Source organism: Pseudomonas sp. GM33 (assembly GCF_000282295.1).
GTDB lineage: Bacteria > Pseudomonadota > Gammaproteobacteria > Pseudomonadales > Pseudomonadaceae > Aquipseudomonas > Aquipseudomonas laurylsulfatiphila.
The window spans coordinates 139,975-159,281 of sequence record NZ_AKJO01000182.1; the positions used below are offsets into that span (position 1 = coordinate 139,975).

Sequence of the window (19,307 nt, forward strand, 5' to 3'; positions counted from 1 at the left end):
AATCGCGGGGGCCGCTTCGCGACCCAACGGGGGCAAGCCCCCTCGCCACAAAGGCGCACGCCTGAAACCCTTCAGTGCTTATTGAATAACTGAATCGAAATTATTTTCATCCAGCCCTATCACTTTCTGATTCTCGTTCGGCACACAGGCAATTGAGAAATGTTTCCATTCAGGAGCCGCTGTATGCCCCGTTCGCTGAACACCCTGTTGCGCCCCAGTTTGCTGGCGGTCGCCGTTGCCCTTTGCACCCCTTTGGCGAGCAGCCAGCTGGTCGCCGCTGAACAGGCGTCAAGCGTTCGCGCCTACAACCTGCCAGCCGCACCACTGGCCAGCACCCTGAATCAGATCGCCAGCCAGGCCGGCCTGGCCTTGTCGTTGAACCCATCCCTGGCGGCAGGCAAAACCTCGGCACCCGTCAACGGCCAGTTCGACGCCGCCGGCGCCCTGCGCGAGGCCCTGCGTGGCACCGGGCTGCAACTGGAGCAGAGCAGTGCCGGCACCTACAGCCTGGTGGCCGTGCCCGAGGGCGTGATGGATCTGCCGGCAACCAGCGTGATTGGCGTGGAAGACGCTGAAAGCGCCTGGGGCCCGGTGCAAGGTTACGTGGCCAAGCGCACCGCCGCCGGCACCAAGACCGATACCGCGCTGGTCGAGGTACCGCGCTCGATTTCGGTCGTCACTCGCCAGCAGATGGACGACCGCAACGCGCATACCCTTGACGCCGCCGTGCGCTACCTGCCGGGCATCACCGCCAGCAGCTACGGCAGCGACACCCGCGCTGACTGGCTGCGCGTGCGTGGTTTCGAGCCGACTCAATTCCTCGACGGCCTGCCCCTGCCAAAAGGCGTATACGCCAACCCGAAACAGGAAACCTGGAACCTCGACCGCCTGGCCTTGCTGCGCGGCCCGGCCTCGTCCGTGTACGGCCAGACCCCGCCAGGCGGTCTGCTGGACATGGTCAGCCGTCGCCCGAGCGCCGAAGCCAGCAGCGAAATCCAGCTGCAGTACGGCAGCGACAACCATCGCCAGATCAACTTCGCCAGCACCGGCAAGATCGACGACGAAGGCCGGTTTCTCTATGGCGTGAGCGGCGTGGTGCGTGACGGCGGCACCCAGATCGACCATATCGATGACAAGCGCTACAACATTGCGCCAAGCCTGACCTGGAACATCGACGAAGACACCCGTCTCACCCTGCTGACGCAGTTCACCCGTGACGATACCGGCGTTACCAGCCAGTTCTATCCGATTCAGGGCACCAAGATCGACATGCCGTTCGGCAAGATCTCGCACCACAAGAACCTGGGTGATCCGGACTACGATTTCTACGACCGCACCTATTACGCACTGGGTTATGCCTTCGAACATCGCTTGAACGATGTCTGGCAGTTCCGCCAGAACCTGCGCTACACCAAGTCGGACTTGTCGTTCCAGACGGTGACCGTCAACAGCTACTTTCCCTCCATCGGATTTGTCGTAGACGATGAAGGCAACACCGGGCGCGGCACGACCAATGTCGACGAAGACATCAGCCAGTTCGCCGTGGACAACAACTTCCAGGCCGACTTCGCCACCGGCGACATTAATCACACGCTGTTGATCGGCCTGGACCACCAGCGCAGCAACACCAACTACACCTCGATCTTTGGCAGCGCACCGGCCATCAACGTCAACGATCCGGTCTATGGCTTGCCGATCACCCGTCCACCACGCTCCTCGGCGTTTTATGACTATGACCAGAAGACCTACCAGACCGGTCTGTACGTCCAGGATCAAATGGCCCTCGACCAATGGCGCCTGACCCTCGGCGGTCGTGAAGACTGGGTCCATACCGGCACCAAATTCTTCAACAAGGGTGATGCCACCAACACCGAGCGCGACAAGAACTTCAGCGGCAACGCGGCGATCAGCTATGTGTTCGACTCGGGCTTTGTGCCTTACTTGTCCTACGCCGAATCGTTCCAGCCGGCCAGCAATGCCGTCGCCTCGCCGACCGATTCGTTCAAGCCGACCGAGGGCAAGCAGTGGGAACTGGGTATCAAGTACCAGCCACCGGGCAGCAACACACTACTGACGGCCGCTGTGTATGACCTGACCCAGAAAAACGTTTCCGTCACCAACAATGTGGGCAACGTGACGGTCACCAGCCAGACCGGCGAAGTAAGGGTCAAAGGCCTGGAGCTGGAAGCCGTTTCCGACGTGACCGAAAACCTCGAGGTCACCGCCGCCTACACCCTGGCCAGGTCCGAAGTGCAAGACGGGGCGTTCAAGGGCAATCGCCTGCAACTGATGCCTAACCAGCAAGCATCGGTGTGGGGCGACTACACCTGGCACAACGGCGTGCTCGACGGCTTCGGCATCGGCGCCGGCGCGCGCTACACCGGCAACACTTACGGCGACGAGGCCAATACCTGGCTGGGCAAGGCAGGTGCCTACACGGTGTTCGACGCCGCGGTACACTACGACCTCGGCCGCCTGGACAACAGCCTCAAGGGCGCTTCGCTGGCCGTTAACGCCACCAACCTGCTCGACAAGGACTACATCTCGACTTGCGACAGCTTCTACTGCTACTACGGCGACCAGCGCAGTGTCGTCGCCAGTGCAACCTACAAGTGGTAACACGTTGAGCTGATACGCCCAATGACCAGGCCGTCCTTCGTGGACGGCTTTGGTTTTTCTGAAGGCTATGAAATGAAAAGTAAAACAATTCGCCGCTGGTCCGCTGTTCATACCTGGACCAGCCTGATTTGCACGGTGTTCCTGTTGCTGCTGGCACTGACCGGCCTGCCGTTGATCTTCCATCACGAGATCGACCATCTCCTCGGCAATGCGGCCGAGCTGAAGCAGATGCCGGCAGACACCCCGCGCCTTGATCTGCAGCAGCTGGTAGCGGCGGCTGAAAAGCATCGCCCTGGCGAGGTCATGCAGTACTTCGGCTTCGAGGATGACGAACCCAATGCCGCTATTGCGATCATGGGCCCCACCGCCGGCACTGAACCCAATTCATCCCACACCTTCATGCTCGACGCCCGTACCGGCGAGGCCCTGGAGATGCCGTCGGCAAACGGTGGTTTCATGATGGTCATGCTGCGCCTGCACGTGGACATGTTTGCCGGCTTACCGGGCAAACTGCTGTTGGCGTTCATGGGGATTCTGTTCGTGGTGGCGATCGTCTCCGGCACCGTCTTGTACCTGCCATTCATGCGCCGCCTGAAGTTCGCCACCGTGCGCCAGGACAAATCCACCCGCCTGCGCTGGCTCGACCTGCATAACCTGATCGGCGTCGTGACCTTGACCTGGGCCCTGGTGGTCGGCGTGACCGGCGTGATCAGTGCCTGCGCCGACCTGATCATTGCCGCCTGGCGCAACGACAGCCTGAGCGCGATGGTCGCGCCGTACCGCGATGCGCCACCGTTGACGCAACTGGCGCCGGCCACCCGTTTGCTCGACATCGCCAAGGACGTCGCACCGGGCATGCAGCCGGACTTCATCGCCTTCCCCGGCACGCGGTTTTCCAGCGAGCACCATTACGCGGTGTTCATGAAAGGCAGCACGCACCTGACCTCGCACCTGCTGACGCCGGTGCTGATCGACGCCAGCACCCTGCAAGTCACAGCCGTGGCTGAGCGCCCCTGGTACATGGATGCCATGGGCATGTCGCAACCGCTGCACTTCGGCGACTACGGCGGCATGCCGATGCAAATCCTCTGGGCGACCCTGGATGTGCTGACCATCATTGTGCTCGGCAGCGGAGTCTACCTGTGGGTGGTGCGGCGCAAGGCTGCCAGGCCTGTGCTGGAAAAAGCGGAGAACGTGGCATGAAGCCCCGGCAGTCGAATTTCTGGAAGGTCTTTGCCATTCCCACCGTTATCGCGGTGCTCAGCACGGCAGGGCTGTTTGCCGCGTTGCTCGGGGATGGTGTGTGGGATTCACTGAGCTGGGTGGGGCTGGGCATCCCGGCTGTGCTAGCCCTGCGCGGCCTCCTGCAACGCCGCTGACTCCTGTAGGAGCGAGTTTGCTCGCGATGGTCGTTAACGATAACGCGGGGAACCTGACACCCAGCGGCATTCTCAAGTCCATCGCGAGCAGGCTCGCTCCTACAGGGGGGGTATCTTGAGCTATCGCCCCAACACGCTATGCTGCCCGACACTGCCACCGATCGAGACGCTGCCATGTCCGCCCCGAGCATGACCCTGTACCACAACCCGCTCTCTCCCTTCGTTCGCAAAGTCATGGTGCTGCTGCACGAAACCGGTCAACAGGACCGCGTGGCGCTGCAGACCAGCGTCCTCACCCCGGTTACCCCGGACCCGGCCCTGATCGACGATAACCCCCTGAGCAAAATCCCGGCATTGCGCCTGGCCGACGGCAATGTCATCCATGACAGCCGGGTCATCCTCGACTACCTCGATCAGCAGCACGTCGGCAACCCGCTGATCCCCCGCGAAGGCTCGGCCCGCTGGCGGCGCCTGACCCTCGCCTCCCTTGCCGACGGGATCATGGACGCGGCCGTGCTGGTGCGCTACGAAGTCGCCCTGCGTGCCCCGGAGAAACACTGGGACGAATGGCTCGACGGCCAGCGCGACAAGATCCGCCGCGCCCTGGCCCTGCTGGAAAAAGACGCGATTGCCGAGCTGACCAGCCACTTCGACGTGGCCGCAATCAGCGTGGCCTGTGCACTGGGTTACCTGGATCTGCGCCATCCGGATCTGGATTGGCGCGAAGCCAATCCACAGCTGGCGGCGTGGTACTTCGAGGTGAGCCAGCGGCCTTCGATGATTGCGACGATGCCCAGGCTTTAAGCCTTCGAAAAATCAGCAGTCCGGCTTGTCGGCCGTAAACCGCCGCGCCGGGTTCACCGCCGCACCGAACTCGCGCAACGCCTTGGCGCCGATCAGCAACGGGTAGTTGAAGCTGCTGCGGTCTGTCAGGTTGACCTCGACCGTGCGCTTGATGTGACCCAGGCACAGCTCCAGATCGACCACCGGACGCTTGGTCGGCGCGACGACTTCGCTGTCCTCCTCGTCCTCTTCGGAGCGGGTCTTGATCTTGCTGATGCGCGCGATTTTGTGTTCATAGACCTGGTTGCCCGCATCCTTGGTGGCCAGGCGGAAACGCACCCAGTCTTCGCCGTCACGCTTGAAGGTTTCGATGTCCTTGGCCGACAGCGACGCGGTCAGGGCGCCGGTGTCCATTTTCGCCTTGAGGACCTGCCCGCCGATTTCCGGCAGGGCGATGTATTCGTAACGCCCGTACAGGGTCGGCTCGGCGGCCAAGACCGGCAGGGCCAGGAGGGAAAGCAGTGCGAGGAGCGGTTTCACGTAGGGCTTCCTTGAAGGATGGGCAGCGAGATTTTAGACAGTGGCCGTTGAATTCGTTCGCAGATATTTGAAGATCAAAGCCCTGTAGGAGCTGCCGAAGTCTGCGATCTTTTGATCTTCAAAACAAAGTCAAAAGATCGCAGCCTTCGGCAGCTCCTACAGGGACGAGGGTATCCAGCCTACCGCCGCCCAGGTGAAGCATTCGTCATAGCGATTTGGCCTGTCGCCCGAAGCTGCTTATCATGGCGCGCCCAACCGCTTCCACGAGTAACTTATGCGCCGCCTGCTCACCGGCTGTTTCGTGACCCTACTGCTTCTGCTCAATACCCTGGTCCTGATCGGGCCATTGCTGGTGTTTGCCCTGCTCAAGCTGATCCTGCCCGGCCGATTGCGCGATTTCGCTTCCTGGGCCGTGATGTGGATCGCCGAAACCTGGTCGGAAATCGACAAGCTGATTTTCCGCGTCTGCATCCCCACTCAATGGGACATTCGTGGCGGTGAAGATCTGCGCCGCGATACCTCGTATCTGGTGATCAGCAACCATCAATCCTGGGTCGACATCCCGGCGCTGATCCAGACGCTGAACCGGCGCACGCCGTTCTTCAAATTCTTCCTCAAGAAAGAGCTGATCTGGGTGCCCTTCCTGGGCCTGGCGTGGTGGGCGCTGGATTACCCGTTCATGAAGCGCTACAGCAAGGCGTTCCTGGCCAAACACCCGGAGCTGGCGGGCAAGGATCTGGAGATCACCAAAAAAGCCTGCGAGCTGTTCAAGCGCCAGCCGGTGACGGTGGTCAACTATCTGGAAGGTACACGTTTCACCGCAGTGAAAAGCGCTCAACAGCAGTCACCGTTCACTCACCTGCTCAAGCCCAAGGCTGGCGGCGTGGCATTCGTGCTGGCGGCAATGGGCGAGCAGCTGGACGCCGTTCTCGATGTGACGGTGGTTTATCCGCAGCAGAAGATTCCGGGGTTCTGGGACCTGATCAGCGGCAATGTGCCAAGGGTCATCATCGACATCACGACCCGCGAGCTCGATCCGGCGCTGTGGCAGGGCGATTACGAAAACGATCCGGTGTTTCGCGAGAAGATCCAGAACTGGGTCAACCAGCTCTGGATCGAGAAGGACCTGCGCATTGACGCCTTGCGCACCGATCGCTACTGAATCAGCTACCGGTGCCGGCGCCCCAGATGTTGCCCAGGCTGCTCAGCAACGTACCGCCGACGCCCTGCTGACCGAGGTACTGCAAGAGCACCGGGGTAAACAGGCCGATCATGCCGCTGTCCATGCCCAGGGCACTGAAGGCGTTGTTCAGGTCGTTGGTGTCCTTGACGTTGCCCAAGGCGTTATCCAGGCCTGCCGCTTTGCCGCTGGAGCCGAGCAGCCCCGCCAGCGCGCCCAACTCACCGCCGCCCGAGAGCATGTCGATGCCCGGCACGCTTTTGGCCAATTGCGCGTAGTCGGTCGAACTCAACTGGTTCTTCGCCAGGCCCAGCATCGCCCCGGCGCCGCCGATGGCTTGCTCCGGGGTGATGTCCAATTCACTGAGGGTGCTCAGCAAATCGGCAGTCTGCGGCGTCGGTGCGGCGGTCGCGGTCGCGTCATCGGCCTTCATGCCCGCAATGACATTGGCTGCATCGCTCAAGTTGAACTGTGCAAAGGCCGGGCTGGCAGCCAGGGTCAGGAGTGATGCCAGTGCAAAACCGCGTGAAATCTTCATTCAGACATCCTCGATGAACACCGCCCGGCAATGGGCGGCGAAAAACTGTCCATTGGACTGACGCCCTCAAGGATTGTTCCCGGCCTGTAGGAGCTGCCGGAGGCTGCGATCTTTTGATCCTGGCGTGAAGATCAAGATCAAAAGATCGCAGCCTCCGGCAGCTCCTACAAGGTCGGTGTCGTGGCAAATAGCGATCCACTGCATCCAATCCCACCCTGTCTGCGTATATCAAGCACGGACAGACACTCCTGGCCGATTCTCATCACAAGGATCATCACCATGAAACGCAATTCGATCAAAACGTCATTGTTTGCCAGCCTGCTGACCCTGGTCCTTGGTGGCGGACTCGTCCTGAACACCGTGCAAGCGGCGGACATGGGCCACGGCACCGTCACGGTCGGCGGCCAGACCATGCTGCCGGGCAAGGACATCATCGATAACGCAGTGAACTCCGCCGATCACACCACCCTGGTCGCCGCTGTAAAAGCCGCCGGCCTGGTTGACACCCTCAAGGGCAAAGGCCCGTTCACCGTGTTCGCCCCGGTCAATTCGGCCTTCACCGCCCTGCCCGCGGGCACCGTCGACACCCTGCTCAAACCGGCCAACAAAGCCACACTGACCCACCTCCTCACCTACCACGTGGTCGCCGGAAAACTCGACATGATGACCCTGTCCGAGAAAATCAGGGCAGGTGGCGGCAAGGCCGAACTGACCACGGTGGCCGGCGGCAAACTGTGGGCCATGATGAACGGTCCGCACAACATCACCATCAAGGATGAAAAAGGCGACGTCGCCGACATCACCACCTACGACGTGTACCAGTCCAACGGGGTGATTCAGGTCATCGACAAAGTGCTGATGCCGAAAAGCTGAGCCGTGCCGCCGCTCCCGCACATCGGGGGCGGCGGTTCGCCCGAGGTGTTCGCCGTGAATGGAACAACTGCACGCCGTGAACTAACCTCTGCCTGCAACCGGCCACCTGCCCCGCTTTCCGGGAGAACCGCCATTCCCATCGCCGACGCCGATCAGCTCAGGCAATTGCTGGCCCAGTGTTCACTGGGCGACCGCCGCGCCTTCGAGACGCTGTACCGCAGTGTCGCCCCGCGCCTGCACGGGGTAGCGCTGCGCTTCATGGGTCGTCCGGACCTGGCCGAAGAGGTGTTGCAAGAGAGCTTCGTACGCATCTGGAACAATGCATCGCGCTACGAAGCGCATCTGTCGGCGCCGCTGACCTGGATGATCAACATCACCCGTCACCAGGCCATCGACCAGTTGCGCAAACACCGCGATCGGCCATTGAGCGATCTCGAAGAACAGAGGCTCGTGGATGAAAGCCCATCGGCCCACGAGCAACTGGACAGTGCTCGCGAAGCCAGCGCCTTGAACCGTTGCCTGGACAGCCTCGAAGGCATGCAGCGCCAGTCGATTACCGTCGCCTATTTCCAGGGACTGTCGTGCTCCGAGCTGGCCGAACACCTGGCCGCGCCGCTGGGCTCGGTGAAGTCCTGGATCCGCCGCGGCATGGAACGTCTGCGCAGGTGCCTTGAATCATGAACTATCGAACCCCGACCCTGCGCCGCGCCCTCGCCGCCGACTATGCCATTGGCCTGATGCCTGCCACCGCGCGCCGGCGTTTCGAACAGCTGCTAATGGAGGATGCGGCCTTGCGCGCAGAACTGGCACAGTGGCAGGAAAGCCTGGTCAGCCTGACCGATGCCCTGCCGGAGCAGCCGGTGCCGGATCGCGTCTGGCAAGGCATTACCGCGCGAATCGAACCACAAGTGCTGCACGTGCCAGAGAAGCGTCCGTTCTGGAATTGGCTACGAGTGACGGCGGCGGTTGGCTCGCTACTGATCGCAGTGACGCTCGGTGTGCTCTACCTCCCCGACGACGCCCGCTACAGCGCCACGCTGGTGAGCGCCGACGCGCAGCCGGCATTGCGCGTGCAGGCCCACGAGGATTACCTGCAGGTCGAGCCACTGGCGTTGGCCGCAATCGGGCCGGATCGCAGCCTGGAATTGTGGGCGATACCGGCGGACGGCAAACCGATTTCCCTCGGAGTGATTCCGCCGAACGGCAAAGGCAAGGTCGAATTGAGCGAGGCGCAGAAAGCGCTGATCGGCAAGCCGATTGCGCTGGCGGTCAGCCTTGAAGCGAAGGGTGGCTCACCGACCGGGAAACCGACTGGCCCCGTCCTTTATCAAGGTGCTTTGGTTTTGCTTTGACGCGAACAAAGCGCGCTTCATGAGCGCGCCTTGTGCCTTTCCTTTCCCTGACTATCACCCTGGCCGTTATCTCGAAACGCCACGCAAACCTATCAATACCGACAGTACACACCGCATCCATCCTCCTCCAACATGACTACTCAAAACCATGTAAAGGAGTACATCATGATACGTAAAACACTCGCGGCAAGCGCCGTATTACTGTCGGTATTCACAACTAACGCCCTGGCAGCAATCGCTGTGTGTCCGTCAGCTGAAAGCATCACACAAAAGGAAGATGGGCCAGGCTATAGCTATTCCGCTCCCGGCCCGAATGGCCGCCTCTGGGTAGGCGAAAACCCCATGGCCGAGGAAGGAGATCTTGAAACCTTCGTGTTCAAACGTGCGCTCTACCGGACTGTCAGCTCCGAAGGAAACTGGGATGTGGTGTCCTGTGATTACGAGGGTGACGGCGATGACGCGGGTGCCCGAATGACACTGTATTCCTTCAATGGGTGGGCACCCGTCAACGGGACGAAGTGGAAGCCTCAGCCCTTTAAAGAACAGGCCGGCGCCTCCCATAAAGCCAACTACTTCGCGCAATGCGAGTCACTTGTCCAAAAGGAATGTGAATTCAACTACAAGTTCCTGACCACGCCCCCAACAGGTCATTGAACACAAAAAAGGGCGACCTCGGTCGCCCTTTTTTACCCGACGCTTACGCCGCGCTGAACATCTTGTGCGGATCGATCACAAACTTCTTCGGCACGCCCGCATCAAACTCGCCATAACCCTGCGGAGCCTGATCCAGGCTGATCACCTGAACGCCCACCACCTCGGCGATGTTGATACGGTCCCACATGATCGCTTGCATGAGCGCGCGGTTGTACTTCATTACCGGGGTCTGGCCGGTGTGGAAGCTGTGGGACTTGGCCCAGCCCAGGCCGAAACGGATGCTCAGGCTGCCCATTTTCGCGGCAGCGTCGACAGCGCCCGGGTCTTCGGTCACGTAGAGGCCGGGGATGCCAATCTTGCCGGCCACACGCACCACGCCCATCAGCGAGTTGAGCACGGTGGCCGGCGCTTCGTGTTTCACGCCGTCATGGCCATGGCCACGGGCTTCGAAGCCGACGGCGTCGATGGCGCAATCCACTTCCGGTTCGCCCAGCAGTGCGGCGATCTGTTCGTGCAGCGGCGTGTCCAGGGACAGGTCGGCGATCTCGAAGCCCTGGGCCTTGGCATGGGCCAGGCGAACGGTGTTGACGTCACCGATGATTACCACCGCCGCGCCCAACAGGCGAGCCGAAGCCGCCGCCGCCAGACCGACCGGACCGGCACCGGCGATGTACACAGTGCTGCCTGGGCCAACGCCGGCAGTCACGGCACCGTGATAGCCGGTCGGCAGGATGTCGGAGAGGCAGGTCAGGTCGCGGATTTTTTCCATCGCACGGTCGCGATCCGGCAGTTTCAGCAGGTTGAAGTCGGCGTAAGGCACCATGGCGTATTCCGCCTGACCACCGGTCCAGTCACCCATGTCGACATAACCGTAAGCACCGCCCGGGCGGGCCGGGTTGACGCTCAGGCACACGCCGGTGTGCATTTCCTTGCAGGAACGGCAGCGCCCGCAAGCCACGTTGAACGGTACAGACACCAGGTCGCCGATTTTCAGGTTCTCGACGTCGCTGCCCTTCTCGATCACTTCGCCAGTGATTTCATGGCCCAAAACAAGGCCGGTTTGCGCCGTGGTACGCCCGCGCACCATGTGCTGGTCGGAACCACAGATGTTGGTGGAAACCACTTTGAGAATGACCCCGTGCTCGATCTTGCGACCGCGCGGGTCCTGCATTTTCGGATAGTCAATCTTCTGTACTTCGACCTTGCCAGCGCCGAGATACACCACACCACGATTGCCAGACATGCTTTCACCTCGCTGTTGTTTTTATGGAACCGCGTCGCCCAGGCAGGCAACGCGTTGAGTGCTCGGGTTATTGCCTGTGTGTCTTGTGTTGCTTGTCAGAGCCCCATCGCGAGCAAGCTCGCTCCCACAGTGGATCGGGGGTGGACACAAGATCTGTGAACAACACAAAACCTGTGGGAGCGAGCTTGCTCGCGATGGGCTGCGAAGCGGCCCCAAAAATCTAGAGAACGACCGTTCTGTTGGCGTTCAAAAACACTCTTCTTTCGATGTGATAACCCACCGCCCGCGCCAGCGTCAGCCCTTCGATATCCCGCCCCTTGGCGATCAGATCTTCCGGGTAATGGCTGTGGTCCACTGCCTCGACGCCCTGGGCAATGATCGGGCCTTCATCAAGGTCGTTGTTGATGTAATGCGCCGTGGCGCCCACCAGTTTCACCCCCTTGTTGTAGGCCTGGTGATAGGGCTTGGCGCCCTTGAAACCCGGCAGCAGGGAGTGGTGGATGTTGATTGCCTTGCCATCGAGCTTGCGGCACAGCTCTGGCGACAGCACTTGCATGTAGCGCGCAAGGATCACCAGCTCGGCACCGGACTCTTCGATCACCTGCCACACCTGACGCTCTTGCGCCGGCTTGTCGTTCGGGTCCAGCGGGAAGTGGTAGTACGGAATCTGGTGCCAGTCAGCCAGTGGTTTGAGGTCCGGGTGGTTGGAGACCACTGCGGCCACGTCCATCGACAATTGGCCGATGCGCTGGCGATAAAGCAAATCGTTGAGGCAGTGATCGGCCTTGGAGACCATGATCACCACTTTCGGCCGGTAGTTCGGTTCAGTCAGTTCGAAGATCATGCCAAAGGCTTCACCGCGTGAAGCGAGCCCCGCGCGGAATGATTGCTCATCGAAGCCGTCGGGTTGACGGAATTCCACACGAATGAAGAAACGGCCCGAGAGCCGATCATCGAAAGAGTGGTGCTCGGTGACGTAGCAGTCCTGCTCGAACAGAAAGCGGGTCACCGCGTCCACGGTGCCGAGGACGCTGGGGCAGTCGGCGGTCAGAATCCATGTGTCTGGGGCGCGGCTCATGGTGCGGTGACTCCTGTGAGATCTGTAAACGACGCTTCCCCTGTAGGAGCGAGCTTGCTCGCGATGGACTTGAAGGCAACGCGTTGATCCAGGAAGTGCGCGTTATCGTTGTCGTCCATCGCGAGCGAGCTCGCTCCTACAGTGGCGGTGTGATCAAGCCTGAACGCTGAGGCCATACTCGGCAGAAGCATCCTGCAACCACAGCCACCAGTAGTCCGAGAAGCTGCGACGAATCAGCAGTTCCCAGGTGTCTTCGGCGGTGTGACGGATCATCAGTTGCGACTTGGCGAACACCGTGCCGACCGCTTTACCCACCGGGAAGTTGTTCGGGTGCACGTCGTAGCTGGTGGACTTCATCAGCACCTGGCGCACGTTCGGACCGCTCAGTTCGAGGAGTTGCTGGCCGCCGCTGACGTTGACGATTGCAATGTGCAAATCGCCCAGCGCCTTGCGCAGTTTTTGCTCGGCGGCCAGTTCTTCACCGGTCGGCACGATCAGCAGCCATTCATCCGGCCCCATCCACTGCAGGCTGGTTTCGCCTTTGACGATGACGCTCAGTGCGCCCGGCAATTCGATGCCCAGGGCCTTGTGCACACCGGCGGCGAACGCGGCATCGTGGCCGTCGCCACGAATGGTCAGGTGGCCGAGGAGTTTTTTCTCACGCACGGTCACGCCGGCGTTCTTGCGACCCTTGCCCACCAGGCTGGCGAGGTCGGCATGATGCAACGACGACTCGGCCTTGGCCCCGGAGGTTGGGCGTTGTTGGTAAACATTGGCTGCGGTCATAAAGCACCTTTCCTGAATTCGTAATCCCTGTGGGAGCGGGCTTGCCCGCGATAGCGATTCGTCAGTCACAGTTGTGTTATCTGGTCTGACGCCATCGCGGGCAAGCCACGCTCCCACAGGTACTGTGGTGTCACACGTTCTGGCGTTCGCCTTTCGGATCGAAGAACACCGAAGAAACGATTTCCGCCTCGATCACGCTGCCGTCGGCCAGCGGTGCGAACACTCGCTCGCCCATCCGCTGCAACCCGCCCTTGACCACGCCCATGGCAAACGAATAGCCCAGGGAGTTGTGCAGGTAACTGGAAGTCACGTGACCCACCATGGTCATCGGGATGGCTTGCTTGGTGTTGAACACCAGTTGCGCACCTTCCGGCAGCCATTTGTTCGGATCGATAGGCTTCAGGCCAACCAGCTGTTTGCGCTGATCACGCACGCAGTCTTCACGGTTCATGCCGCGCCAGCCGATCCACGAGAACGGTTTGGTGCGACCGACACACCAGCCCATGTTCAGGTCGTCCGGGGTCATCGAGCTGTCAGTGTCCTGACCGACGATGATGAAGCCCTTCTCGGCCCGCAGTACGTGCATGGTTTCAGTGCCGTACGGCGTCAGGTTGTACTTCTTGCCGGCGTCGACGATTTTTTCCAGCACGCCCATGGCGTAGTCGGCTTGCACGTTGACTTCGTACGACAGTTCACCGGTAAACGAAATCCGGAACACTCGCGCCGGCACTCCGCCGACCAAACCTTCTTTCCAGGTCATGAACGGGAAGGCTTCGCTGCTCAAGTCGATGTCGGTGACTTCGCTGAGCAGCTTGCGGCTGTTCGGCCCGGACAGGGTCATGGTTGCCCAGTGGTCGGTGACGGAAGTGAAGTACACCTTCATGTCCGGCCATTCGGTCTGGTGGTACAGCTCCAGCCACTGCAGCACGCGAGCTGCGCCGCCGGTGGTGGTGGTCATGACGAAATGGTTGTCGGCCAGGCAGGCCGTCACGCCGTCGTCGAACACCATGCCGTCTTCTTTGCACATCAGGCCGTAACGCGCCTTGCCCACATCAAGCTTGGTCCAGGCGTTGGTGTAGACGCGGTTGAGGAACTCGCGCGCATCCGGGCCCTGGATATCGATCTTGCCCAGGGTCGAAGCATCCAGCAGGCCGACGCTGTCGCGCACGGCTTTGCATTCGCGCTTCACGGCGGCATGCAGGTCTTCACCGGATTTCGGGAAGTACCATGGACGTTTCCACTGGCCGACGTCTTCGAACTCGGCGCCGTTTTTCAGGTGCCATTGATGCAGCGCGGTGTAACGCACCGGCTCGAAGATGTGCCCACAGTGACGACCGGCCACGGCACCGAAAGTCACCGGCGTGTAGTTCGGACGGAACATGGTGGTGCCCATCTGCGGGATGGTCACGTTCAGCGAACGGGCGGCGATGGCCAGGCCGTTGACGTTGCCGAGCTTGCCCTGATCGGTGCCGAAGCCCAGTGCGGTGTAGCGCTTGACGTGCTCGACCGACTCGAAGCCTTCGCGGGTCGCCAGTTCGATGGCGGCGGCGGTGACGTCGTTTTGCAAGTCGACGAATTGCTTCGGCGCACGTGCGGTGTTCTTTTCATGGGGTACCTGGAACAGCGCCAGGGTCGGCTCTTCGAGACGGCTCAGGGCTTTTGGCAACACACCTTCAATCGTCTGGAACCCGGCTTCGGCAGCGGCGCGGGCGCCACCTTCAAAACCGTCAGCCAGAGAATCGCCAAGGCCGTAGACGCCGTTGATGCCACCGACGCATACGCGTTTCTGCGGTGCTTCGCCCGGTACGAAACCGAGGATGTCTTCACGCCAGATCGGCTTGCCACCCAGGTGCGAAGCCAGGTGAACCACCGGGCTGTAACCACCGGAACTGGCCACCACGTCGCATTCAAGCCATTCGCCAGGACTGGTCACGGCGTGGGCCTTGACGTCGATGGCGGCCACACGGGCAGCGGTCACGCGCTTGCTGCCACGAGCCTCGATCACGGCGCTGCCGGTGAGAATGCGGATACCTTTGGCACGCGCCTCTTCCACCAGCGCACCACGCGGGTTACTGCGGGCGTCGGCGATGGCCACCACTTGCAGGCTGGCATCGAGCCAATCCAGGGCAACGCGGTAGGCGTGGTCGTTGTTAGTGCTCAAGACCAGCTTCTTGCCCGGTGCCACGCCGTAACGACGCACGTAGGTCGAGATGGCGCCGGCGAGCATGTTGCCCGGCACGTCGTTGTTGCCGTAGACCAGTGGACGCTCGTGAGCGCCGGTCGCCAGCACCACACGCTTGGCACGAACCCGGTGAATGCGCTGACGCACCTGGCCAATCGGTGCGCGGTCGCCGAGGTGATCGGTCAGGCGCTCGTGAATGGTCAGGAAGTTGTGGTCGTGATAGCCATTGACGGTGGCGCGCGGCAACAGCAGCACGTCCGGGGTGTTCTTCAGTTCGTCGATGACGCTGGCGACCCACTCGGTCGCCGGCTTGCCGTCGAGGCTTTCGCGGGAATCGAGCAGGCTGCCGCCGAACTCTTCCTGTTCGTCAGCCAGAATCACACGGGCACCGCTGCGCGCAGCCGCCAGTGCAGCCGCCAGGCCGGCAGGGCCAGCACCGACGATCAGCACGTCGCAGTGCTGGTTCATGTAGTCGTAGGTGTCCGGATCATTCTCGGTCGGTGAGCGGCCCAGGCCGGCAGCCTTGCGGATGTACTTCTCGTAAGTCATCCAGAACGATTGCGGGTACATGAAGGTTTTGTAGTAGAAGCCCGGCGGCATCAGCTTGCCGCCGACCTTGCCGAGAATCCCCATCATGTCGTTGTTCACGCTCGGCCAGCCGTTGGTGCTGGTGGCGACCAGGCCTTGATACAGCGCCTGTTGCGTGGCGCGCACGTTCGGGATCTGCGTGGCTTCGGTGGCGCCGATCTGCAGCACCGCGTTCGGCTCTTCGGCACCGGCGGCGAAGATGCCGCGCGGACGGGAATACTTGAAGCTGCGACCGATGATGTCGACGCCGTTGGCCAGCAGTGCAGCGGCCAGGGAGTCGCCTTCGAAGCCTTTGTAGTTCTGGCCGTTGAAGGTGAAGCTCAGGACTTTGTTGCGGTCGATCCGTCCGCCGTTGGACAGGCGATTGATCTGGCTCATACCTTCTCTCCCAGAGCCGTGCTGGCCGCTTTCGGGCTATCGGTCTTGTCGGTGAATTGTGGCTTGGTGCCGATCTTGTAGGTTTCGAGAATCTCGTAGGTCACGGTGTCGCGGGTGACGTTGAAGTACTGACGGCAACCGGCGACGTGATCCCACAGCTCGTGGTGCAGACCGCGCGGGTTGTCGCGGAAGAACATGTAGTCGCCCCACTCCTCGTCGGTGCAGCTGTTCGGATCCAGTGGGCGCGGGATGTGCGCCTGGCCGGATGCATGGAATTCCTCTTCGGAGCGCAGTTCGCCGCAGTGAGGACAGAAGATATGCAACATGGGGATTTCTCCTGTTAGTGGGCAACCGCAGCAGCGCCGTGTTCATCGATCAACGCACCGTTGTGGAAACGGTCGATGGAGAAAGGTGCGGCCAACGGGTGCATTTCACCCTTGGCCAGGCTTGCGGCAAACACGTTGCCCGAGCCAGGTGTGGCCTTGAAGCCACCGGTGCCCCAACCGCAGTTGAAGAACATGTTCGGTACCGGGGTTTTCGAAATGATCGGGCAGGCATCCGGCGTGGTGTCGACGATGCCGCCCCACTGACGGTTCATGCGCACGCGGGACAATACCGGGAACATCTCGACGATGGCCTGGATGGTGTGTTCGATCACCGGGTACGAACCACGCTGGCCGTAGCCGTTGTAGCCGTCGATACCGGCGCCGATCACCAGGTCGCCCTTGTCGGACTGGCTGATGTAGCCGTGCACGGCGTTGGACATGATCACGCTGTCGATAATCGGCTTGATCGGCTCGGACACCAGTGCTTGCAGCGGGTGGGATTCGATCGGCAGGCGGAAACCGGCGAGCTTGGCCATGTGCCCGGAGTTACCGGCAGTCACCACGCCGACGCGCTTGGCGCCGATGAAACCCTTGTTGGTTTCCACGCCGATGCACACGCCGTTTTCCTTGCGGAAACCGATCACTTCGGTCTGCTGGATCAGGTCCACGCCGAGGGCATCGGCGGCCCGGGCAAAGCCCCAGGCCACGGCATCGTGACGGGCCACGCCACCACGACGCTGGACGGTTGCGCCCATCACCGGGTAGCGAGTGTTTTTCGAGCAGTCGAGGTACGGGATCTCGTCGGCCACTTGCTTGGCATCCAGCAGTTCACCGTCCACGCCATTGAGGCGGTTGGCGCTGACCCGACGCTCGGAATCACGGATGTCCTGCAGGGTGTGGCACAGGTTGTAGACGCCACGCTGGGAGAACATCACGTTGTAGTTCAGGTCCTGGGACAGGCCTTCCCACAGTTTCATCGCGTGTTCGTACAGGTGGGCCGATTCGTCCCACAGGTAGTTGGAGCGCACGATGGTGGTGTTGCGCGCGGTGTTACCGCCGCCCAGCCAGCCTTTCTCGACCACGGCCACGTTGGTGATGCCGTGTTCCTTGGCCAGGTAATAAGCCGTGGCCAGGCCATGCCCGCCACCGCCGACGATGACCACGTCGTAGACCTTTTTCGGGGTCGGCGTGCGCCACATGCGCTGCCAGTTTTCATGGTGGCTGAGAGAGTGTTTGAAGAGGCCGAAGCCCGAGTAGCGTTGCATAGTCATTTACTCCAAAACCGCACTCAGCGATAAACCGGGAAGTCCGCGCACAAGGCTGCCACTTGCTCGGCGACATTGGCCTCGACATCGGCATCGCCGAGGTTGTCGAGGATGTCGCAGATCCAGCCGGCCAGCGTGACGCACTGGGCCACCTTGAAGCCGCGCGTGGTCACGGCCGGGGTGCCGATGCGCAGGCCGGAGGTCACGAACGGCGACTGCGGATCGTTCGGCACAGCGTTCTTGTTCACAGTGATATGGGCGCGACCGAGGGCGGCATCCGCGTCCTTGCCGGTCAGGCCCTGACGGATCAGGCTGACCAGGAACAGGTGGTTGTCGGTACCGCCGGACACTACATCGTAGCCGCGTTTGATAAACACGCCGGCCATGGCCTGGGCGTTGTCGATCACTTGTTGCTGGTAAGCCTTGAAGCCAGGCTCCAGCGCTTCCTTGAAGCACACCGCCTTACCGGCGATCACGTGCATCAGCGGGCCGCCCTGGGCACCCGGGAAAACTGCTGCGTTGAGCTTCTTCTCGATTTCTTCGTTGGCCTTGCACAGGATCAGGCCGCCACGCGGACCGCGCAGGGTCTTGTGGGTCGTGGTAGTGACCACGTCGGCATAAGGCAGCGGGTTCGGGTACAGACCGGCGGCAACCAGACCGGCAACGTGGGCCATGTCGACGAACAGCAGCGCACCGACCTTGTCGGCGATCTGGCGGAAGCGCGGGAAGTCGAGGGTCTTGGAATAGGCAGAGAAGCCGGCAACGATCATCTTCGGCTTGCACTCGACGGCCAGGCGCTCGACTTCGTCGTAGTCGATCAGACCGGTCTTGGTGTCGATGCCGTACTGCACGGCGTTGTACAGCTTGCCCGAGGACGACACTTTGGCGCCGTGGGTCAGGTGACCGCCGTGGGCCAGGCTCATGCCGAGGATGGTGTCGCCAGCTTGCAGCAGGGCCAGGTACACGGCGCTGTTGGCCGAGGAACCGGAGTGCGGCTGGACGTTGGCGTAATCGGCGCCGAACAGTTGCTTGGCGCGCTCGATGGCCAGCGCCTCGACCTTGTCGACGTGCTCGCAGCCACCGTAGTAGCGCTTGCCCGGGTAACCTTCGGCGTATTTGTTGGTCAGGCCGCTGCCCTGGGCCTGCATCACGCGCTTGCTGGTGTAGTTCTCCGACGCGATCAGCTCGATGTGATCTTCCTGACGTTGCTCCTCGGCATTCATCGCCGCCAGCAGTGCATCGTCGTAACCCTGGATCTGGTCTTGCTTGCTGAACATCGCGTCTCTCCCAGCGGCGGCGGTGCGCCATTCGTCTCGGTGAGGCACTGGCTTTTCGGCAGTGCCCTTTGGTAGCGATGGTATGACTGGCTTGGAGTCGTCAAATGCCTACGGGCGCCACGCAAAGGTGCGTTTACGACATGGGAAGAAATGGCAGGCCAAACACGACAGTCGATCCAGCGCAGATCCCCTGTGGGAGCGAGCTTGCTCGCGATAGCGGCATCACATTCAACATTGATGTCGACTGACCCGCCGCCATCGCGAGC

18 protein-coding genes are annotated in these 19,307 nt (G+C 61.5%); 9 read left to right on the forward strand and 9 right to left on the reverse strand.

The window, feature by feature from the left end; translation table 11 throughout:
- Nucleotides 1-183: 183 nt before the first annotated feature.
- From PMI26_RS01460 to PMI26_RS01445, 4 genes are all read left to right on the forward strand, one after another.
- Nucleotides 184-2,619 carry a TonB-dependent siderophore receptor gene (locus PMI26_RS01460; RefSeq protein WP_007980372.1) on the forward strand — a complete coding sequence of 812 codons (2,436 nt, stop codon included), beginning with the start codon at nucleotides 184-186 and terminating at the stop codon, nucleotides 2,617-2,619.
- A 72-nt stretch (nucleotides 2,620-2,691) separates the two neighbouring features.
- Nucleotides 2,692-3,822 carry a PepSY-associated TM helix domain-containing protein gene (locus tag PMI26_RS01455; RefSeq protein WP_033048479.1) on the forward strand — a complete coding sequence of 377 codons (1,131 nt, stop codon included), beginning with the start codon at nucleotides 2,692-2,694 and terminating at the stop codon, nucleotides 3,820-3,822.
- Entirely contained in the window at nucleotides 3,819-3,998 is a 180-nt protein-coding gene (locus PMI26_RS01450) for a hypothetical protein (protein WP_007980376.1), read from the forward strand. Before PMI26_RS01455 ends, PMI26_RS01450 begins: the two co-directional genes overlap by 4 nt.
- Nucleotides 3,999-4,172: 174 nt before the next feature.
- Nucleotides 4,173-4,802, forward strand: coding sequence for a glutathione S-transferase (locus PMI26_RS01445; RefSeq protein ID WP_007980378.1), 630 nt, complete (start codon nucleotides 4,173-4,175; stop codon nucleotides 4,800-4,802).
- 12 nt (nucleotides 4,803-4,814) lie between these two features.
- Here the strand turns inward: PMI26_RS01445 and rloA2 are convergent, their stop codons facing one another.
- On the reverse strand, nucleotides 4,815-5,321 hold the full coding sequence (rloA2, locus tag PMI26_RS01440; protein ID WP_007980379.1) for a retropepsin-like aspartic peptidase RloA2: 507 nt from the start codon (nucleotides 5,319-5,321) through the stop codon (nucleotides 4,815-4,817).
- Nucleotides 5,322-5,595: 274 nt separating this feature from the next.
- Between rloA2 and PMI26_RS01435 the strand changes: the two genes are divergently transcribed.
- Complete coding sequence (locus PMI26_RS01435) at nucleotides 5,596-6,483, forward strand: acyltransferase (RefSeq protein WP_007980381.1); 888 nt, start codon at nucleotides 5,596-5,598, stop codon at nucleotides 6,481-6,483.
- A 1-nt stretch (nucleotide 6,484) separates the two neighbouring features.
- On the opposite strand, the gene PMI26_RS01430 is transcribed toward PMI26_RS01435, so the two are convergent.
- The gene (locus PMI26_RS01430; protein ID WP_007980382.1) at nucleotides 6,485-7,039 is read right to left on the reverse strand and encodes a DUF2780 domain-containing protein; all 555 of its coding nucleotides are present in this window, start codon (nucleotides 7,037-7,039) and stop codon (nucleotides 6,485-6,487) included.
- 279 nt (nucleotides 7,040-7,318) lie between these two features.
- Between PMI26_RS01430 and PMI26_RS01425 the strand changes: the two genes are divergently transcribed.
- The 4 genes from PMI26_RS01425 to PMI26_RS30185 all read left to right on the forward strand — a co-directional run bounded on the left by PMI26_RS01425 (nucleotide 7,319) and on the right by PMI26_RS30185 (nucleotide 9,918).
- The gene (locus PMI26_RS01425) at nucleotides 7,319-7,912 is read left to right on the forward strand and encodes a fasciclin domain-containing protein (protein WP_007980384.1); all 594 of its coding nucleotides are present in this window, start codon (nucleotides 7,319-7,321) and stop codon (nucleotides 7,910-7,912) included.
- Between the two features lie 54 nt (nucleotides 7,913-7,966).
- Nucleotides 7,967-8,593, forward strand: a complete 627-nt coding sequence (locus PMI26_RS01420) for a sigma-70 family RNA polymerase sigma factor (RefSeq protein ID WP_007980395.1) — start codon at nucleotides 7,967-7,969, stop codon at nucleotides 8,591-8,593.
- On the forward strand, nucleotides 8,590-9,264 hold the full coding sequence (locus tag PMI26_RS01415; protein ID WP_007980402.1) for an anti-sigma factor: 675 nt from the start codon (nucleotides 8,590-8,592) through the stop codon (nucleotides 9,262-9,264). Before PMI26_RS01420 ends, PMI26_RS01415 begins: the two co-directional genes overlap by 4 nt.
- Nucleotides 9,265-9,429: 165 nt before the next feature.
- Complete coding sequence (locus PMI26_RS30185; protein WP_007980404.1) at nucleotides 9,430-9,918, forward strand: DUF3757 domain-containing protein; 489 nt, start codon at nucleotides 9,430-9,432, stop codon at nucleotides 9,916-9,918.
- A gap of 43 nt (nucleotides 9,919-9,961) precedes the next feature.
- On the opposite strand, the gene fdhA is transcribed toward PMI26_RS30185, so the two are convergent.
- The 7 genes from fdhA to glyA all read right to left on the reverse strand — a co-directional run bounded on the left by fdhA (nucleotide 9,962) and on the right by glyA (nucleotide 19,041).
- On the reverse strand, nucleotides 9,962-11,161 hold the full coding sequence (gene fdhA, locus PMI26_RS01410) for a formaldehyde dehydrogenase, glutathione-independent (protein WP_007980407.1): 1,200 nt from the start codon (nucleotides 11,159-11,161) through the stop codon (nucleotides 9,962-9,964).
- 220 nt (nucleotides 11,162-11,381) lie between these two features.
- Nucleotides 11,382-12,239: a formyltetrahydrofolate deformylase gene (purU, locus tag PMI26_RS01405; RefSeq protein WP_007980409.1), complete on the reverse strand. Its 858-nt coding sequence runs from the start codon at nucleotides 12,237-12,239 to the stop codon at nucleotides 11,382-11,384.
- Nucleotides 12,240-12,392: 153 nt separating this feature from the next.
- On the reverse strand, nucleotides 12,393-13,025 hold the full coding sequence (locus PMI26_RS01400) for a sarcosine oxidase subunit gamma (RefSeq protein ID WP_007980412.1): 633 nt from the start codon (nucleotides 13,023-13,025) through the stop codon (nucleotides 12,393-12,395).
- Nucleotides 13,026-13,155: 130 nt separating this feature from the next.
- Nucleotides 13,156-16,173, reverse strand: coding sequence for a sarcosine oxidase subunit alpha (locus PMI26_RS01395; RefSeq protein WP_007980415.1), 3,018 nt, complete (start codon nucleotides 16,171-16,173; stop codon nucleotides 13,156-13,158).
- Nucleotides 16,170-16,499: a sarcosine oxidase subunit delta gene (locus PMI26_RS01390; protein ID WP_007980417.1), complete on the reverse strand. Its 330-nt coding sequence runs from the start codon at nucleotides 16,497-16,499 to the stop codon at nucleotides 16,170-16,172. The genes PMI26_RS01395 and PMI26_RS01390 overlap by 4 nt, the downstream gene beginning before the upstream one ends.
- Nucleotides 16,500-16,513: 14 nt before the next feature.
- Nucleotides 16,514-17,764 carry a sarcosine oxidase subunit beta gene (locus tag PMI26_RS01385; RefSeq protein ID WP_007980419.1) on the reverse strand — a complete coding sequence of 417 codons (1,251 nt, stop codon included), beginning with the start codon at nucleotides 17,762-17,764 and terminating at the stop codon, nucleotides 16,514-16,516.
- 23 nt (nucleotides 17,765-17,787) lie between these two features.
- Nucleotides 17,788-19,041: a serine hydroxymethyltransferase gene (gene glyA / locus PMI26_RS01380; protein ID WP_007980421.1), complete on the reverse strand. Its 1,254-nt coding sequence runs from the start codon at nucleotides 19,039-19,041 to the stop codon at nucleotides 17,788-17,790.
- Nucleotides 19,042-19,307: the final 266 nt, after the last annotated feature.

Coding starts and splice junctions, on each gene's coding strand:
- PMI26_RS01435 (WP_007980381.1), top strand. CDS start 5,596: ATGCGCCGCCTGCTCACCGGCTGTTTCGTGACCCTACTGCTTCTGCTC.
- PMI26_RS01400 (WP_007980412.1), bottom strand. CDS start 13,025: ATGACCGCAGCCAATGTTTACCAACAACGCCCAACCTCCGGGGCCAAG.
- PMI26_RS01460 (WP_007980372.1), top strand. CDS start 184: ATGCCCCGTTCGCTGAACACCCTGTTGCGCCCCAGTTTGCTGGCGGTC.
- purU (WP_007980409.1), bottom strand. CDS start 12,239: ATGAGCCGCGCCCCAGACACATGGATTCTGACCGCCGACTGCCCCAGC.
- PMI26_RS01385 (WP_007980419.1), bottom strand. CDS start 17,764: ATGCAACGCTACTCGGGCTTCGGCCTCTTCAAACACTCTCTCAGCCAC.
- PMI26_RS01450 (WP_007980376.1), top strand. CDS start 3,819: ATGAAGCCCCGGCAGTCGAATTTCTGGAAGGTCTTTGCCATTCCCACC.
- fdhA (WP_007980407.1), bottom strand. CDS start 11,161: ATGTCTGGCAATCGTGGTGTGGTGTATCTCGGCGCTGGCAAGGTCGAA.
- PMI26_RS01425 (WP_007980384.1), top strand. CDS start 7,319: ATGAAACGCAATTCGATCAAAACGTCATTGTTTGCCAGCCTGCTGACC.
- PMI26_RS01445 (WP_007980378.1), top strand. CDS start 4,173: ATGTCCGCCCCGAGCATGACCCTGTACCACAACCCGCTCTCTCCCTTC.
- PMI26_RS01395 (WP_007980415.1), bottom strand. CDS start 16,173: ATGAGCCAGATCAATCGCCTGTCCAACGGCGGACGGATCGACCGCAAC.
- PMI26_RS30185 (WP_007980404.1), top strand. CDS start 9,430: ATGATACGTAAAACACTCGCGGCAAGCGCCGTATTACTGTCGGTATTC.
- glyA (WP_007980421.1), bottom strand. CDS start 19,041: ATGTTCAGCAAGCAAGACCAGATCCAGGGTTACGACGATGCACTGCTG.
- PMI26_RS01390 (WP_007980417.1), bottom strand. CDS start 16,499: ATGTTGCATATCTTCTGTCCTCACTGCGGCGAACTGCGCTCCGAAGAG.
- PMI26_RS01430 (WP_007980382.1), bottom strand. CDS start 7,039: ATGAAGATTTCACGCGGTTTTGCACTGGCATCACTCCTGACCCTGGCT.
- PMI26_RS01455 (WP_033048479.1), top strand. CDS start 2,692: ATGAAAAGTAAAACAATTCGCCGCTGGTCCGCTGTTCATACCTGGACC.
- PMI26_RS01415 (WP_007980402.1), top strand. CDS start 8,590: ATGAACTATCGAACCCCGACCCTGCGCCGCGCCCTCGCCGCCGACTAT.